This is a genomic window from Polaribacter litorisediminis, from assembly GCF_019968605.1.
GTDB classification, from domain to species: domain Bacteria; phylum Bacteroidota; class Bacteroidia; order Flavobacteriales; family Flavobacteriaceae; genus Polaribacter; species Polaribacter litorisediminis.
In genome coordinates, this window is the sequence record NZ_CP082966.1 from 2,386,351 (window position 1) to 2,405,000 (window position 18,650).

12 protein-coding genes and 1 rRNA gene are annotated in these 18,650 nt (G+C 31.7%); 8 read left to right on the forward strand and 5 right to left on the reverse strand.

Annotation, left to right across the window (positions count from 1 at the left end):
- Positions 1-179 precede the first annotated feature (179 nt).
- From K8354_RS10285 to K8354_RS10305, 5 genes are all read left to right on the forward strand, one after another.
- The gene (locus K8354_RS10285) at positions 180-2,768 is read left to right on the forward strand and encodes a TonB-dependent receptor domain-containing protein (RefSeq protein WP_223439361.1); all 2,589 of its coding nucleotides are present in this window, start codon (positions 180-182) and stop codon (positions 2,766-2,768) included.
- 176 nt (positions 2,769-2,944) lie between these two features.
- Positions 2,945-3,310, forward strand: coding sequence for a glutaredoxin family protein (locus K8354_RS10290; RefSeq protein WP_223439362.1), 366 nt, complete (start codon positions 2,945-2,947; stop codon positions 3,308-3,310).
- Complete coding sequence (locus K8354_RS10295; RefSeq protein ID WP_223439363.1) at positions 3,300-4,616, forward strand: MFS transporter; 1,317 nt, start codon at positions 3,300-3,302, stop codon at positions 4,614-4,616. Before K8354_RS10290 ends, K8354_RS10295 begins: the two co-directional genes overlap by 11 nt.
- 13 nt (positions 4,617-4,629) lie before the next feature.
- A complete protein-coding gene (locus K8354_RS10300) occupies positions 4,630-5,568 on the forward strand; it encodes a carbohydrate kinase family protein (protein ID WP_223439364.1) in 939 nt (312 codons plus the stop codon).
- A 16-nt stretch (positions 5,569-5,584) separates the two neighbouring features.
- Entirely contained in the window at positions 5,585-7,324 is a 1,740-nt protein-coding gene (locus K8354_RS10305; protein WP_223439365.1) for an alpha-amylase family protein, read from the forward strand.
- 322 nt (positions 7,325-7,646) lie between these two features.
- On the opposite strand, the gene K8354_RS10310 is transcribed toward K8354_RS10305, so the two are convergent.
- Positions 7,647-8,993, reverse strand: coding sequence for a M24 family metallopeptidase (locus K8354_RS10310; protein ID WP_223439366.1), 1,347 nt, complete (start codon positions 8,991-8,993; stop codon positions 7,647-7,649).
- Between the two features lie 124 nt (positions 8,994-9,117).
- Between K8354_RS10310 and K8354_RS18905 the strand changes: the two genes are divergently transcribed.
- Positions 9,118-12,366 (forward strand): S41 family peptidase, encoded by a 3,249-nt coding sequence (locus tag K8354_RS18905; protein ID WP_223439367.1) that lies wholly within the window; start codon positions 9,118-9,120, stop codon positions 12,364-12,366.
- Positions 12,367-12,486: 120 nt separating this feature from the next.
- Here K8354_RS18905 and rpsA read toward each other — a convergent pair whose 3' ends face one another.
- Entirely contained in the window at positions 12,487-14,322 is a 1,836-nt protein-coding gene (rpsA, locus tag K8354_RS10320) for a 30S ribosomal protein S1 (RefSeq protein ID WP_223439368.1), read from the reverse strand.
- Between the two features lie 215 nt (positions 14,323-14,537).
- On the opposite strand from rpsA, the gene K8354_RS10325 reads away from it, so the two are divergent.
- Positions 14,538-14,990 carry a RidA family protein gene (locus K8354_RS10325; protein ID WP_223439369.1) on the forward strand — a complete coding sequence of 151 codons (453 nt, stop codon included), beginning with the start codon at positions 14,538-14,540 and terminating at the stop codon, positions 14,988-14,990.
- A 589-nt stretch (positions 14,991-15,579) separates the two neighbouring features.
- Positions 15,580-16,209 carry a 7-carboxy-7-deazaguanine synthase QueE gene (locus K8354_RS10330; RefSeq protein WP_223439370.1) on the forward strand — a complete coding sequence of 210 codons (630 nt, stop codon included), beginning with the start codon at positions 15,580-15,582 and terminating at the stop codon, positions 16,207-16,209.
- A gap of 325 nt (positions 16,210-16,534) precedes the next feature.
- On the opposite strand, the gene cmk is transcribed toward K8354_RS10330, so the two are convergent.
- The 3 genes from cmk to rrf all read right to left on the reverse strand — a co-directional run bounded on the left by cmk (position 16,535) and on the right by rrf (position 18,489).
- Positions 16,535-17,230: a (d)CMP kinase gene (gene cmk, locus K8354_RS10335; RefSeq protein ID WP_223439371.1), complete on the reverse strand. Its 696-nt coding sequence runs from the start codon at positions 17,228-17,230 to the stop codon at positions 16,535-16,537.
- A 7-nt stretch (positions 17,231-17,237) separates the two neighbouring features.
- Entirely contained in the window at positions 17,238-18,263 is a 1,026-nt protein-coding gene (gene porQ, locus K8354_RS10340; protein WP_223439372.1) for a type IX secretion system protein PorQ, read from the reverse strand.
- Positions 18,264-18,379: 116 nt separating this feature from the next.
- Positions 18,380-18,489: ribosomal RNA gene (gene rrf, locus K8354_RS10345) — 5S ribosomal RNA — on the reverse strand.
- Positions 18,490-18,650: the final 161 nt, after the last annotated feature.

Consider the following 18,650-nt stretch of genomic DNA (forward strand, 5'->3'; position numbering starts at 1 on the left):
TGATAAATATAGTCATTTATCTTTACCGAAAACGTTTTCGGTAAATCGAAAACGTTTTCGATTTATTTATTTGATAATTTAAAAACCAATAAAAATACATTTGATAAAAAATAATTAACTTTTTTATTAAATTCACACTTAAAATGAAGAAACAATTAAACTTTAAAAATTTGCTTTTGATGATACTTATGCTATCATCAACAGCTTTTGTTGCGCAATCAACAATTTCTGGTACCGTTAAAGACAACAGTGGTAACTTAATACCTGGAGTGAACCTTCTTTTAAAAGGAACTACTAAAGGTGCAAATACAGATTTTGATGGAAACTACGAAATTGCAAATGTAACTAATGGAACTTACACAATTGTGGCTTCTTACATTGGTTATGATAATTTTACCAAAGAAATTACGGTTAATGGCAATCTAAAATTAGATATTGTTATTAAGGAAAACGCACAATCACTAGATGAAATTATAGTTACCGGGGTTGTAAATCCGAAATCTAAATTAGAATCGAGTGTTTCTGTTTCTACTGTGGGTATTAAACAAATAGAGCAAGCATCTCCAAGATCTGCTGGTGAACTTTTTAGAAGTATACCTGGTATTCGTGCAGAATCTTCTGGTGGTGAAGGTAATGCAAACTTTAATGTACGTGGTGTGCCAGTTTCTTCTGGCGGTTCTAGATATTTACAATTGCAAGAAGACGGACTCCCTATCATGTTATTTGGAGATACTTCTTTTGGTAATGCAGATAACTTTTTACGTATCGATTCTAATATTGGAAGAGTTGAAGCTATTAGAGGTGGTTCTGCTTCTACGCAAACATCTAATGGCCCTGCTGGGATTATCAATATGATCAGCAAAACAGGAAGAACAGAAGGTGGAACTATAGGTGCAACTTATGGTTTAGATTTCCAAAATAGTAGATTAGATTTTGAATATGGAACTCCCATAGGAGAAGGATTATATTATCATATTGGTGGTTTTATGCGTGTTGGTGAAGGACCAAGAAATATCGGTTACCAAGGAAATAAAGGTGGGCAAATTAAAGCAAACCTTACTAAAGAATTTAAAAATGGTTATGTACGCACCTATTTTAAATATTTAAACGATAAATCTGTAATGTATATGCCAATGCCTGTAAGTTTAACGGGTTCAAATTCAAATCCTACTTTTGGAAACCTACCAGGTTTTGATATTACTTCTGATACGCCACATTCTGTAAATATTCAAAATACATATAGTGTTTATGATGGAAATCCTACACAAAATGATATGAGGAATGGTAACAACCCAGTAAGTGCTTCAGTTGGTGCTGAATTCTCTTTTGATTTGGGTGATGACTGGAAAATAAATGGTAAAGCAAGATATTCTAACAATTCTGGTCAATGGAATGCTCCATTTACTGCAAATGTAGGTACAGTAGCAGATATCGAAGCTTTAGTAAGAGGTGCTTCTGGAGCAACAGGTGCTTTAACTTTTCAAGATGGTACACCATTTAATCCTGCAAATGGATTAGCACAAGATATTAGATATTTTGATGTAACTATCGAAGATTTAAGCAACTTTTTTAGTGATGTAAAAGTTACAAAAGCAATTAATGACAATATTGGAGTTACAGTAGGTATGTTCTCTGCAACACAAAATACTAAAATAGGATGGCAATGGAGTTCTGCAATTTCTGAAGTTGCAGGCGATGGTCAAGCTAGATTAGGAGTTTTTGAAGGATTCTCTGAAGGTGGTGCTTATTCTTTTGGCCAGCCAGTTTGGGGTAACTGTTGCCAAAGAAAATACAATACTGTACATAATGTAAATTCTCCTTATGTAGGTGTTGATGCAGAAATTTCTGAAAAATTAAATTTTGATGGTAGTGTTCGTTTTGAAAACGTAAATGTAAACGGAACCATAAATTCCGGACAATTAAGTAACTTAGATGCCAATGGAAATTTAATTGGTTTTGATTACAATAGTGATGGTGTAATTAGCCCGTTTGAAGCTACAATACCAACCATAGCTGGTAATCCCGGACAAACAGTAAGCGATGATTATAATTTTGTTTCTTTCTCGGCTGGTTTAAATTATAAAATTAATGATGGAGCTGCTGTTTTTGGAAGATATAGTAAAGGTGCTTCTGGTAGAGCTGCAGATAGAAATACATATGGTGCAGATGGTTTAGGAGATGTACAGTTTGATGAAATTTCTCAATTTGAAGTGGGTTTAAAAAAGAGATTAGAGAATGGTGTTTTAAATGTTACAGGCTTTGTAAGTAATACCGATGAAGGTATTAGTAATGAATTAAACAGAACCGTAGGAAACCCTTTTAAAGCGCTCGGTTTAGAAGTAGAATCTGCATATGGATTTGGAGATTTTGGCATCAATGGTTCCGTTACGTATACGAAAGCAGAAATTGATGGAGGAGCAAATCAAGGAAATAAACCAAGAAGACAAGCAGATTTTGTTTACAATTTAGCACCAACATATTCTTTTGGTGCAAGCAAGCAACATCTTTTAGGAATCACCATACTAGGTACCTCTAAATCTTTTGCACAAGATGATAATGACTTAGTAATGCCAGGTTATGCGTACGTAAATGCAGTTGTAAGAGTTGGCTTAACTAAAGGATTATCTTTAAGTGTTAATGCTAATAATTTATTCGATACAATAGGTGTTACAGAAGTAGAAGGAAATGGAAACATAGCTGCTGGTTTGGCTGCTGCAAGAACAATTTCTGGTCGTTCAACTACTATGACGTTACAATATAATTTTTAAATAAAAAGTTTTTGATTTAGTATTAATTTGAATTGGAGATAGAGTCAATGAAAAATATATTGGCTCTATTTTATTAAATTAATTATCTAAAAAACTACCCTTAAAAAAGATAAAGTATTTGCTTAACTTCTCTTTTTAGGCAAAGTATAATTTCCCAATTCCAAAATACATTTTAAATGAAACATCTCATAATTGTCATTCTTTATTTAACGGCACTTCATAGCAATGCTCAAGAAGTGTTTCATCAAACTAAAAAATCAAAAAAAGAAAAAATGATTGTTTATGGCAGTGATAGTTGCCATAGTTGTTTAGCTACAAAAGCTTTTTTAAAAGAAAAAAACATTAAATTCACCTACTACGATATTGATATCAATAAAAAGAAAGAACAAGAGATGTTAGTAAAACTGCAAAAAGCTAATATTCCTATTTATACTTTAAGTTTACCTGTTATAGACAATAAAGGAGATGTTTTTTTAAACAAAGGCAACTTTAGAGAGTTTCTAAAAGTATTAGGCAAAAAAATCGAAAAAGATGAAAATTAAAAAACCTTCTTTAAGTTTCTGGCAAATCTTTAATATGAATGTTGGTTTTTTAGGCATTCAATTCAGTTTTGGTTTACAGCAAACAGCTGTTAATCCTATATTTTCATTTTTAGGCGCACACCATGAAGATTTACCATTATTAAACTTAGCTGGCCCTGTAACAGGATTAATAATTCAGCCAATAATTGGTGCAATCTCAGATAAAACTTGGTCTCCACGTTGGGGAAGAAGAAAACCATTTTTTTTAATTGGCGCTTTAATTGGTAGTTTATGCTTATTTGCTTTTCCCTTTAGCCCTACGCTATGGTTTGCGGTTGGTTTGTTATGGATTTTAGATGTTGGAAACAATATGGCCATGGAACCTTATCGTGCTTTTGTGGGTGATAAATTACCAAACAATCAATTAAGTTTTGGGTATCAAATGCAAAGTTTATTTGTTGGTGCAGGTATTGTATTAGCCAATGCATCTATTTTTCTTTTTCAAGATTGGTTTGGTACTTCAGAAACGGTAACAGAAACTGCAAGTTCTATTCCTAATTGGTTATATTATTCGTTTTTTATTGGTGCAGTTTTATCAGTATCAACAATCTTATGGTCTGTATTTAAAACACCAGAAATTCCACCATCCGAAGAAGAATTAGAAAGCATCAATAAACATAATGCCTTACCTCTTTTAGATAGAATAAAAACGCCGTTTCTAGAAATTACAGACGCCATAAAAGACATGCCTAAATTCATGTGGAAATTAGCTGCTGTTTATCTTTTTCAATGGTATGCCCTTTTTATTTATTGGCAATTTATATCGCCAATGTTTGAAGAAAGTATGGGTTTTGATAAATCTCAAGCTTTAAGCCAAGCCGCAAAAATGAATACCACGTATAACATTTCAACGATTATATTTGCCTTGGCTTTAGTTCCTTTAGCATTAAAATGGGGTGGAAAAAAAGTATATGTATCTAGTTTGTTTTTAACGGGTATTGCAATGCTTTCTATACCACATATTCAAAACCCTAACATGGTACTAATACCAATGATTCTTTTTGGAATTGGTTGGGCAGCAATGATGGGAATACCTTATTCTATGGTATCTAAAATAGTGCCTCAAGAAAGACGCGGTGTTTATATGGGTATTTTAAATATGATGATTGTAATTCCTATGGGAATTCAAACTATAACTTTTGGACCAATAGTAAAAAACTTACTAAATAATAGTGCTGTTAATGCGATATTGTTAGGTGGTATATTTTTTGTTATTGCAGGGTTTTTAGCATTTAGGCTCCAAGAACCAAAACCTATTATTGAATAAAAATAAAGAAAATTTGAAACATAATAAAAGAAATATAGACATCTTATGTGTTGGCGAAGTTTTAGTAGACTTTATTGGTCATCAAAATGATGTACTTATTAATGAAACTAGAGATTACCACAGGTATTTAGGTGGCTCACCTGCTAATGTTGCTATGAATTGCAAAAGATTGGGCTTAAAATCAACAATGGTATCTACTGTGGGTAATGATGGCTTTGGAGAATACATTTCTAAAAGACTACAAGAAATTGGAGTAAATACTTCAAATGTTAAAAAATTAGAAAATAAATCTACTAGTGTCATTTTTGTATCAAGATCTAATGGTACTCCAGATTTTATACCTTATAGAAATGCAGATAATCATATTTCTGATGATCAGATTACCACAGAAATGTTATGTAAAACAAAAATATTTCATACTACTTGTTTTGCTTTAAGTAAAAATCCTGCCCAAACTACAATTATAAAAAAAGCGAAAGAAGCTACAGATAATGGTTGCAAATTAAGTATCGATATTAATTATGCAAAAGAACTTTGGGAATGCAAGGAAGAAGCCTTAAAAGTAATTAAAACATACTGCGCTTTAAACCCTTTGATAAAGATTAGTGAAGATGATATGCTACGCCTTTTTGACAAAGAACTACCTCATCAAGAAATTTTCGACTTCTTTCATAAGCTAGGTGCAGATACTATTTGTTTAACTTTAGGCAGCAAAGGAGTTAAACTATCTCAAAAAGGAAAAAATCTAATACAATTACCTGCTATAAAAATTGAAAAAGTGATGGATACTACTGGAGCGGGTGATGCATTTTGGTCTGGTTTTTTATTTGCTTATATCAAAGAAAAAAACATTGAAGAATGTTTGCAAATAGCCTTAAAATTGGCAGCTTTAAAATTACAAAATGTAGGCAGATTGCCAGATAACATCAATATTTTATCAAAACTTTTATAATTTATTATTTAAAATTATGAATCAGAAAAAAGAAAAATCTATCTCTAACGGCGTAATGTTAAACGCATACCCAGATAGTATTGGACACAAGTTAAGTGATACCATACAAATGCTACAAAAAAAAGAATTCAAAGATGTTTTTTCTTTATTTTATGTGTTACCCACTTTTTTTAATAGCGATTTAGATAGAGGTTTTTCAATCATTGATTACAATATTAACAAAGAGTTCGTTTCTAAAGAGGATTTAAAAGCTTTAGAAGAACTCAATATTTTACTGAAGTTTGATATTGTTCTAAATCATCTATCTGTGAATTCTCCACAATTCAAAGATTTATTAACGTATGGAGATAAATCAAAATTCAAAGATTTTTTCATCAATTGGAATACATTTTGGGAAGAAAATGGTATTAAAAATGATGAGGAAATTATCATTCCAAAAGAAGAGTTTCTCAATAAATTATTTATGAGAAAATCTGGACTTCCTGTTTTAAAAGTTCCTTTTCCTGATGGATCAGAAAAACCATATTGGAATACCTTTTATCAAGAAATAAAATTACATAAAATTAAAAAAGAAGATTTAAATACGATTGAAGGGTTAAGTTCAGAAAACGCAAAATTAATCTGTGAAAAAGTAAATTTTGCTATTGAAAATAATTTAGACTTAAAAACTGTTAATTTCTGCGAACTTGAACAATTTAAAGAAGATACTCTTAAGATCGTTTTAAAAAAAAGGTCTTATTTAGGTCAGATGGATGTCAATGCAAAATCTGAATTAGTTTGGGATTTTTATGAAGAAACATTATCAAAAGTAAAAAGCTTTGGATGTAAGATATTACGATTAGACGCTTTTGCCTATCTGCACAAAGAAGTTGGTCAGTCTAACTTTTTCAATAAACCAGGAACTTGGAATTATTTAAATCGTATTCATAAAATTGCCAAAAAAAATGATTTAATTCTTTTACCCGAAATTCATGCAGAATATGGTTTAAATTTACATGATGAAGTTGCCAAAGAAGGGTATCAAATCTACGATTTTTTCTTACCAGGTTTAATGATTCATACGCTTGAAACAGGAAATAACAAAGCGTTGATAACTTGGGCAAATGAAATCATAAGCAAAGGTTATAAAACAGTAAATATGCTGGGTTGTCACGATGGCATTCCTGTGCTAGATCTAAAAGGAAAAGAAGTGAATGGCATTTATAACAAAGGTTTGTTAGAAGATTTTGAAATAGAATCAATAATGAATACAGTTTTAAAACGTGGTGGTAGAGTAAAAAACCTATTTGATGCGGCTGGAAATAAAATATCCTATTATCAAGTTAACGCAACTTTTTTTAGTGCTTTGGGCGAAAATGAACAAAAATTACTATTAGCAAGAGCCATCCAGATGTTTATGCCTGGTATTCCCCAGGTCTGGTATTTAGACCTTTTTGCAGGTAAAAACAACTATGCAGCTGCAGATAAAGGCGGTAGTGGTGGTCATAAAGAAATTAACAGAACAACACTTTCTAAAGAAGATATTGAGCAAGGTTTACAAAAGGGAGTTGTAATGAATCAGCTTAAAATAATGCGTTTAAGAAATACTTTAAAAGCATTTTTAGGTGAAGTAAATATTAGAAATGTTTCTAAAGACAAATTAAGTATTTTATGGTCAAACAAAGATTCGAATGCACATTTAGAGGCAAACTTAAAAAAATTTACTTTCTCTATTTCTTACACAGAAGAGAATGTAAATATGAAGTTAGATTTTTAATTTCATCCTTAAATCCGCAAGACTGATTCGTAAAAAATAGAAGACTGTAAACTTAACTCTGTCTAAATAAACATCAATGGTACTTTAGTTTTCTGGCTCGGTATTTCTTAGAACAAAGTACATCTTACTTATTATACCCATTCTGGTTTGAAATTATTGGAGACTGTAAACTCAACTCTGTCTGAATAAAAAAAAAGTATTAAATTTATTCAAACAGAAAAGATGAGACAAGAAGAACAAGAATTATTAGAAAAATAAAGCAGCATTCGTTATGGTTTCTTGTTATATTAAAATAGAAAGGAAAAAGGGCGTTTTATTGCGGTTATTTCAAGGCAGAATTGGTAGTACTCGAAATTAAAATCAACTCTTCTTGAGGTTTAATTAAATACTGAGCTCCATCTTTAGTCACCACTGCCATTTCTTCTACAGAAATTGTTTTCTCTGTTCCGTCTGCTCTTTTCCATGCATGAAAACCATCAAAAGCAAAGGTCATTCCTTCTTTTAATATTTTTTCAGAAGCCGGCCTTACATGCGATGCTTGAGATCCTCCTAAATTTGGTCCTACATCATGAGCTACATATCCCACAGGATGTCCTGTACTCCACATAACATATTCAGATTTTGCTGCGGTCATTAAAACTCTTTGAGCTTTATCTACATCCACTCCTTTTACACCAGGTTTCATAGCTGTTAATGCCGCTCTGCTACCTGCTTTTCCACTTTCCCAGTAATATTCAATATCTTTTGGAGCTTTTGTTTCTCCTTCTTTTAATACATAAGCAAAACGCTGAATATCACTCACCCAACGATCATACAGTTTGATGCCAAAATCAATTTGAATAACATCACCTGGCATAATAATTTTATCGGTTGCATGAGAATGACCTCGATCTGGACCAGAATTTACATTCGGGTTTTGACTTGGAGCCCACCCGTCTTTCACGCCATATTCACTCATTTTTTTCTTTAAAAATTTTGCAATATCTGCATCTGTAGATACTCCGGGGATTACTTGCTCATAAGCTTCCACTTGAAAATCAGCCGTCAATTGAGCTGCTTTTGTCAAGATTTCTACTTCTTCAGGTAATTTAATAGACAACCACTCATAGACTACTTCGGTTGATGAAACTAATTTATCCTTCTCATCTCCTAAAAAATTTTCTAACTCAATTCTTTGCGTATACGTTAAACCATCTGCAGTTGAGTTTGATGCGGATGAATTGATAGCAATATTTTCAAAGTTTTTCTCCTTTATAAAATCTACAACCATTTTTACTGCGGATGTTCCTCTTTCAACGGGTACAACTTTATCATGAACATTTAATTCATCTAGAGCAGTAGCTTCTCCTGAAGGAGAAAAAACCAAAGAATGAAAACCTTCCTTATCATTATAAAATAAAAAAGCAGCTGTTCCGCCTGCGTTCTCACCACCAACATGATCTGCTAATGGGTCATTGTTGTTTTCTCTACAAATTACCAACCAAGCATCAACATTGGCACTTTTTAAGGCCTTTGGCAATAAAGTATTCATTCTTTTTTTTCTAATTTCTGGCCAAGGATTTTCACCCCAATAGGTATCAGGAATTATTTTAACCTCTTTATTTGCTTCTTGGTTGCAACTTGCAGCAAAAAGGATTATTACTAAACTATATAAGAATTGTTTCATCATTTTATTGTCTTAAGAGAATTCTATAAATATAAGAATAAATAGAAATTAATATAGAATACTGGTAAAATTTTATATTTTTTTTCTTTTCCTTATATTTAAAGCATATGAATTTAAACTTTTCAAAATGTATCCAACAAAAAAAAAGCACATTTTTTTTTCAGTCATAATTATATTTCTTTGCTTCCATACTATTACTGTTTTTGGTCAAGAAACAAGATTATTAAGACAACCCGATATAAATGACTCTCATATTGTATATACCTATGGTGCAGATGTTTGGGTAAACGAATTAGGCAATAGTCAAGCAAAAAGAATAACCAGCACATCTGCTGTAGAATCAAATCCATATATATCTCCCGATGGAAAATGGATTGCTTTTTCTTCTAACAGATCTGGTCAAAATGCCGTCTATGTGGTTTCTATAAAGGGTGGAGAGGTTAAAAGATTAACTTGGCACCCAAATGGTGCTAGTGTTCGAGGTTGGACAAATGATGGGAAATCAGTGCTCTATGCAAGTTCTAGAGAAACTGCTCCCAGACCTTATAATAGACTTTGGACGGTTCCTGTAAAAGGTGGAGCGCCTTCTTTAATTTCTAAACAATGGGGATTTGATGGTTCTTTTTCAGAGAATGGAAAAAGTATCGTAATTGATAAAATGAGTCGATGGGATGTGGAGTGGAGAGCTTATAGAGGTGGTCAAAATACTCCTTTAATTGTTTTAGACACAAAAACATCAAAAGAAACATTATTGCCCCATAATAATAGTACTGACATTCAGCCTTTATGGATTGGAGAAAATATTTATTTTCTTTCGGATAGAGATTTGGTCATGAATATTTGGCAATATAATATTACTAGTAAAACTTTATCCCAACTAACCAAATTTAAAGGTTCTGATATTAAATGGCTTTCTGGTCATAAAAATATGTTGACTTATGAACGTGACGGATATTTACACACATTTAATCTTTCTTCTTATAAATCTGCGCAACTAGATATTAATGTTATTGGAGATTTTCCTTGGGCAGAAACTAAATTTGAAAACGTAACAAAATCAGCGACTTCCTCTTCCTTATCCCCAAATGGAAAAAGAGCCATTTTTGAATCTAGAGGAGAAATTTTTACCGTTCCTTTAAAATATGGAGATGCAAGAAATATTACACAAAGCTCAGGTACTGCAGATAGAGCCCCAATTTGGTCACCAAAAGGAAATAAAATTGCTTGGTTTTCTGACAAAGACAGAAAAGGATATGCATTATTTACAGCGAATCAAGATGGAATGTCTGACATTGTAAAAATTTCAATAGGAGAATCTAAAATGGCTTGGAACCCAACTTGGTCTCCAGATGGAAAATATATTGGATTTGTAGATGATGATGTACGCTTACGAATCGTTAATCTTGAAACTAAAAAAATTAAAACGATTGATGTTGGTGGGAATAATATTGAGCGGTCGAGCATTATTCTGAATTGGGCTCCGGACTCTAATTGGATTGCTTATGAAAAATCAGGAAGTAATAACTTTAGGCAAATCTATATTTGGTCTAAAGCAACCAATAAATCTACTCCCATTACGGATGCTTTTGCAGATTCATTTTCTCCTGTTTGGGATTTGAACAAAAAACAAATGTATTTTTTAGCGAGTACTAACGTAGCATTAGGTTCTGGCTGGGCAAATACTAGCGCTATGACTTCTAACCCTAGTTATGCTGCTTACGTTGTAAATCTCAACAAAAAAGACGCTTCGCCTTTTAAGCCCAAAAGTGATGAAGAAATCATTAAAAAAGAAAAAGACGAAGAGCAAAAAAAGGAAAATAAAAAAGATGCTAAGCCAAAAACAATCAATATAGATTTTGAGGGATTATCAAGAAGAACTTTCCCTTTAAATATTCCTTCAAGAAATTATTGGTACTTATTAGCAGGAAAAGAAGGGACTGTTTTTATTGCAGAAAGTATACCAAATCAAAGCGGTGCCACATTAAAGAAATATAATTTAAAAGATAAAAAAGCTAAAGATTTTATTTCTGTAGCAAGCAGTGTTTCTATTACAAACAATGGAGAACATATGTTAGCAAGAGTTGATGGAAATTGGAAGGTAATTGAAACTGCTGGTTCAAATGGTAAAACTGGAAAGCCCGTAAAAGTAAATCTGCAAATGAAATTAAATAGAATTGCAGAATGGGAACAAATGTTTGAAGAGGCTTACAGATATGAAAGAGATTATTTTTACGACCCAAACATACATGGTAGAGATTGGAAAATAGTTTATAAAAGATATGCTCCGCTAGTTCCCTTTATTAAACATAGAGCAGATTTAAATTATGTTTTAGATCAGGTTAATGGTGAGTTATCTGTAGGACATAGTTTTGTTAGAGGAGGAGATTTTCCTAGTATCGATAAATCTCAAGTAGGCCTATTAGGCGCAGATTTAGATGCCACAAATAAATATTGGAAAATCAACAGAATTTATACTACAGAGAGCTGGAATCCAGGTTTAAATGGTCCGTTAGATGCTCCGGATTTAAATATTAAAGAAGGATATTTTATTGTGGGTATTAATGGAAAAGAAATTACTACGGATGAAAATATTTATGAATTTTTAAATGGCACAAATAATAAACAAACCATTTTACATATCAATAGTAATGCGCAGTTTAAAGATTCTTGGAAAGAAACTGTTTTGCCCATTAGAAGTGAAAACGGTTTACGACAAAGAACTTGGGTAGAAGATAACAGAAGGTTAGTAGAAAAACTTTCAGATGGAAGATTAGGGTATGTTTGGGTTCCAAATACCGGTGGTCCTGGTTATGTATCTTTTAATCGTTATTATTTTGCGCAACAAGATAAAGAGGGCGCTGTAATTGATGAACGTTTTAATGGTGGAGGATTATTAGATGATTATATGGTAGATTTAATGACTAGAAGTTTACGCGCTGGGTTAACCAATGAAGTACCCAATGGAAAACCTTTTACATTACCCGCTGGAATTCTCGGACCAAAAGTTTTATTGATTAATGAATTAGCTGGTTCTGGTGGTGATTTTTTCCCTTGGGTTTTTAGACAACAAAAAGCTGGAAAACTTATCGGAATGACCACCTGGGGTGGATTGGTAAAATCATCTACACATTACAGATTAATAGATGGAGGTTCTTTAACAGCTCCGGATAATGCCGTTTTTGATCCTATTAAAAATGAGTGGATTGCAGAAAATAAAGGCATTGCTCCAGATATTAAAGTTAGGCAAGATGCAAAATCTTTATCCTTAGGAAAAGACCCACAATTAGAAAGAGCTGTAAAAGAATTAATGAAACAATTAACAGCAAAAAAGGAAATTACTCCTCCTCCATTTCCAAAACCAGCAAAAGGAAATTAACACCAATTATCATTTAAAATCACTGGTAGAATGTATTTCTAATTTTAATATCACAAAAAAAGCCGTAGCATATAGCTACGGCTTTTAGATAATATACATATCAGCGAATAAAAGTAGAAATTATTTCTTCTTTTTTGCTCCAGCTTCCATTTTCTTCTTTAAAGCTGCAAGACCTCCAATATCACCAAAAGTGGTTTTTTCTGCATCTGCTGATTTCTTAACAGCTGCTTTGATATTTTTTCTTTCTTGCTCTTTAAAAATAGACGTATGAGATACAACTACTCTTCTGTATTCTTTAGAAAATTCTAAAACGATAAACTTCAACGTTTCTCCTTTTTCTAGTTTTGTACCATCTTCTTTTTCTAAGAATCTGCTTGGCGCAAAACCTTCTACACCATCAGAAAAAGTTATTACTGCTCCTTTATCATTCTTTTCTTTTACAAGACCTTCATGAATAGAACCAATTGCGTAGGTAGCTTCATGAGCATCCCAAGGATTATCTTGTGTTTGCTTATGACCTAGATTTAATTTTCTATTTTCTACATCTAATTCTAAAACTTGAACTTCTAATTGCTGACCAACAGTTACAAAATCTGACGGATGCTTAATTTTCTTAGTCCAAGATAAATCAGAAATATATACTAAACCATCAATTCCTTCTTCTAGCTCAACAAAAACACCAAAGTTTGTGTAATTTCTTACCGTACCTGTGTGTGTTGAACCTACTGGGAATTTAGTTGTAATATCTGTCCAAGGATCTGGATGTAATTGTTTAATACCTAAAGACATTTTACGGTCTTCTCTATCTAAAGTTAAAATTTGAGCTTCAACTTTATCACCAACTTTTACGAAATCTTGTGCAGAACGTAAGTGTGTTGACCAAGACATTTCACTCACGTGAATTAATCCTTCAACTCCTTGTTCTACTTCAACAAATGCGCCATAATCAGCAATAACAACAACTTCACCGTTCACTTTATCTCCAACTTTTAAATCAGTACTTAAAGCTTCCCAAGGATGCGCGGTTAATTGTTTTAAACCTAATTGTATTCTAGATTTGTTATCATCAAAATCTAAAATTACAACATTTAATTTTTGATCTAATTCTACAACTTCATTAGGATGATTGATTCTTGACCAAGATAAATCAGTAATATGCACCAATCCATCAACACCACCTAAATCAACAAAGACTCCATAAGAAGTAATATTTTTAACAATACCTTCTAATACTTGTCCTTTTTCTAATTGACCAATAATTTCCTTTTTCTGTAGTTCAATATCCGCTTCGATAAGTGCTTTATGAGATACCACAACGTTTTTAAATTCGTGATTGATTTTCACAACTTTAAATTCCATTGTTTTTTCTACATATTGATCGTAATCTCTAATTGGCTTTACGTCAATCTGAGATCCTGGTAAGAATGCTTCAATTCCGAAAACATCTACAATCATACCACCTCTAGTTCTACATTTAACGAAACCATTAACGACTTCACCAGTTTCATGCGCATTGTTAACACGCTCCCAAGCTTTAATTACTCTTGCTTTTCTATGAGATAAAACTAACTGACCAGAAGAATCTTCTCTTTTGTCAACTAATACTTCTACAGTATCACCCTCTTTTAAACCTTGGTTATAACGAAATTCGTTCAAAGAAATAACTCCTTCAGATTTAGAATTGATATCGATAATCGCATCTCTATCCGTAATTCTGATTACAGTTCCTTCAATTACATCACGCTCATTTACGAAACCTACAGTTCCTACTAAAGCTTCTTCAAAAGCCTTTAATTTTTCTTCATCAACAGCTTCAATACCTTGTTCGTACTTATGCCAGTTAAAATCCGCTAAAAATTGAGTAGGATCTTGTTTAACTTCTGCAGCTGGAGTTGCTGTTTCTTGTACTTCAGCAGCAACTACTTGCTCTTCAGTGTTTTTTGTTTCTTCAGACATTTCTGAAAATAATTTTTGTATCTTATTGTTATTCAGATTTTTAACGATTAAAACAATGAGAGATGTTTTTATAATTTTTCGTTTAAATTTCCTTTTCTAAATCTGTTACCGTAAAAAGGAGTGCAAATTTACAAAAAATACTTGATTTTGAAAGTCTTACCATTAAAATTTTTATTTTTGACGTTCATTATAAATCAATTGACAATCAAAATCTTATGAAACTTATTTTAAAATTATTCCTTATTTTTCTATTTCTTATGAGTGTATCCTGTAAAAACAACACGCATTCGCTCATCAAACATCATAAATCTCATGAAAAAAGCCGAAAAAATGCTCCTTTTTCTGATGCTGTACAGGTAAACAATTTATTCTTTTTAACAGGTCAAATTGGTAAAAATCATACTACTGGAAAAATTGTAAAAGGTGGCATAGAAGCAGAAACCAGACAAGCCATAATAAATATTGAAGCAGTTTTAAAGCATCACCAATTGACTTTAAAAGATGTTATTAAATGCACTGTAATTTTATCAGATGTAAATGATTTCTCTAAAATGAATACAATTTATCGTACTTTTTTTACTGATAATCTACCCGCGAGAACAACCTTTGAAGCCACTTTAGTAGCGGGTGCAAAAATTGAAATTGAAATTATTGCGGTAAGACAATAATAATAATAATCATAATCATTGTTGTCCGATAAAAGATAAAAAGACCGCTTTCGCTGTTAGAACCAAGAGCAAAAACTTGAATGTAACTAACTGAAAAACAATATTATTACGATTTTAAATTTTTCGATACATCATAAATTCTAAAGCGGTTTTAATAGCAAGGTGTACTACTTTAAAAACTCTTGAAAATCAAGACTATCAATACTTTAAAACACTTTACCTAATTTTAATCGGACAACACTATATAATAATAATAATAATAATAGGTTTTACACTAGCAATTCTTAATATCTTGATCATAATCTAACTAATACTAATGCTGCATTGAAATGACCACAATAAAACACCCTTTTTTCCTTTCTATTTTAACATAAAAAAAACCGTAACGAATGTTTCTATTTTCTAGAAAGAAAAAAAATCATCATTTTATTTTACAATAATTTCAAAACAGAATTGGTATAAAATTGGTAAAATCCTGTCTAAAATATATTCTTTTGACTCACTTTTTAATCTCAAATACATTTTATTCTTGATAAGCAAAAAACTACCTTTGCATTTTTAAAAACCATTGGGGTTTATTTTAATACAGATGGATAAAAAAACACAAAATTTAGTTGATAAAGGTATAATGCTCCCATTAATGGAAGAGTTTTATACCATTCAAGGTGAAGGTTGCCACACAGGAACTGCTGCTTACTTTGTTAGAGTTGGAGGCTGTGACGTAGGTTGCCATTGGTGTGATGTAAAAGAAAGTTGGAATGCGGATTTACACCCACCAACTTTAGCAGATAACATTGTGAACAATGTAAAAAAATATGCCAATACGGTAGTCATTACAGGTGGCGAACCTTTAATGTGGTCCATGGATTATATTACTGAATTACTTCAAAAAAATAACATAAAAACGCATATAGAAACTTCTGGAGCCTATGCGTTTTCTGGAATATGGGATTGGTTTTGTTTATCCCCTAAAAGAAACAAATTACCGCTAAAAGAGGCCTACGCAGAAGCAGATGAACTAAAAATGATTATCCACAACAAAGCTGATTTCATTTTTGCAGAAGAACAAGCTGCAAAAGTGGGAAACAAATGTCAATTATTTTTGCAACCAGAATGGAGTAAAAAAGAAAAAATGACATCTCAAATTGTTGATTATGTCATGAAAAATCCAAAATGGAAAATTTCTCTTCAAACACACAAATATTTAAATATTCCTTAAAATTGTAAGTTGCTAATTTTTATCGTTTAAAGAAATATGAAATATGTAAATATTCTATTTTTTTAGTTACGTACTCTTGTAATCAAGAAAATTCATTGATTGAAGACGTTCTATAAACACAATATGTTCCTTCGGACAAAGAAAAAAAATCTGTTGATCACAAAGATTGATGACTGCAATAATTTCAAAACGGAATTGTTATAAATCCGGAATCATCAGCGATAAAGAAATCACGCAAATAGATCAATCTCCTCATAATTTTTTTGGTTTGAATTTAAAAATATATGTTGCTCAAGTTTAGACCTGGCAAAGTTTTTATCAAAACTTAATTTTCAATTAATTTACGGTTTACTAAAGTACAAATACGATCAAATTGTTCCGTAATTCCCATATCAGAATTATCGAATTCTATAGCATCATCTGCTTTTACCAATGGAGAGTCTTTTCTTGTAGAATCTATTCTATCCCTTTCTTGCACATTAAAAAGAATGTCCTTAAAATTAACATCATCTCCTCTATCAATTAATTCTTTATAGCGTCTTGTTGCTCTTTTATCCGCAGAAGCTGACATGAAAAGTTTTAAATCAGCATTCGGAAAAACAACAGTTCCAATATCTCTTCCATCCATTACAATTCCTCCATGTTTTCCCATTTCTTGCTGTTCTTTAACGAGCTTTCTTCTTACTTCAGAAATAGTAGCCACCTTACTCACTAATTGAGAAATTTCTAAAGTTCTTATTTCTTTCTCTACATTTTGTCCATTTAAAAACATTTCTGAAAAACCTAACTCTTTATTAAACCGAAATGAAAGAGAAATCTCTTGTAAATTAGAAATCAATTTTTCTGAATGAAAAAAATCTATACCCACTAAATTATGTTGTTTAGCAAACAAACTAACAGCCCTATACATGGCACCAGTATCTACATAAATATAATTATATTTCTTTGCTAATAATTTAGCAATAGTACTTTTTCCCGTAGATGAAAATCCATCAATTGCAATTGTAATTTTTTTATTCATATAATTTTTATCTTTTATCTAAATCTATTTGTAAACTAAAAGTACTATTGTTTGAAGCTGAATGATATTTAGAAAATGCATAGTTAAACTTTAATCTATTCATTTGTATTCCGAAACCAAAAGAGATACCACCAAAAGTTCTCACATTTTGAAGTTTTAGTTCAGCCCCTCTCCTAAAGTTATAACCTACTCTTAAATTAATGACACTTTCAGGTAATAATTCAGCTCCAATTATAAAATGTCTTAACGAATTACCAAGAAAACCAATCTTTTCGGTGATAATATTTCCCTCTAAATCGATAGTCTGGTTAGAAGGATTAGGTACAGAAACGTCCCATTGTTGTAAATTATCCAAGGTAGCATACCATTTTAAAGGCACATATTCCAATTGATAAGAGGCTCCAAAAGAAATTTTAGAAGGTAAATTTTCTCGCATTCCATTATAAGATTTCATTTGAACACCCATATTTCTCCCTACAATTGTAAATGAATAAGCTTTATATGGGCTGTAATATAAAATCCCAAAATCTATTGCGGCTCCGAAAGAGGTAAAGTTAGCAATATTAGAACTAATAAATTTAATATTTGTTCCCATATAAACATTGGTCCAAGGCAAATTAAAAGAATATCCCACAGAAATGGCAATATCGTTCGCATTAAAATTACCAGTTTCTAATCCAGATTCATCAGCTCCTATTAAAGTACCGTAATCTAAGTACTTTATACTTCCATGAATGGTTCCAAACCTTCTTGACAGTTGCTGTGCATAAGAAATAGAACCCATATTAATTCCAGCCAAAAAACTGGAATAATTAACAGCAATTTTACCATCCAATTCAGGATTAATAACCGCTGGATTCCAAATAGGTTGATTCACATCATCCATTAAGGTTAAAACTTCACCACCTAACGCAATTTGTCTTGCTGAAGTAGATAAATTTAAAAATTGATATACCGATTCCCCTCCAACTTGACCACTCACTGAATACATAGAGAAAAAAGAAAAGAAAAGTAGAAATTTTTTACATCTCATTATTACATAAACTAAACTTCAAATAAATAACGAAAATACGCTATATTATTGCTATCTCGTATACATTTCCAGCATAAAAAAACCTCAATTCAGATGAATTGAGGTTTAGTTAATAAGAAAGGCGGCGACCTACTCTCCCACAAAAATGCAGTACCATCGGCGCTGTTGGGCTTAACTTCTCTGTTCGAGATGGGAAGAGGTGAGCCCCAATGCTATAACCACCCTAAGCTTGCTGTTATGAAAAGAGTAAAACATTTATAATTAAATATTTTGCTCATTGAATACTTAAATTCTTTAATAACAAATGAATTAACATATGATAAAATAATATTGTAAGTTTTTTTGGATACTGAAACGAGTTCAGAATACTTGTAAAAAAAAGAGTTG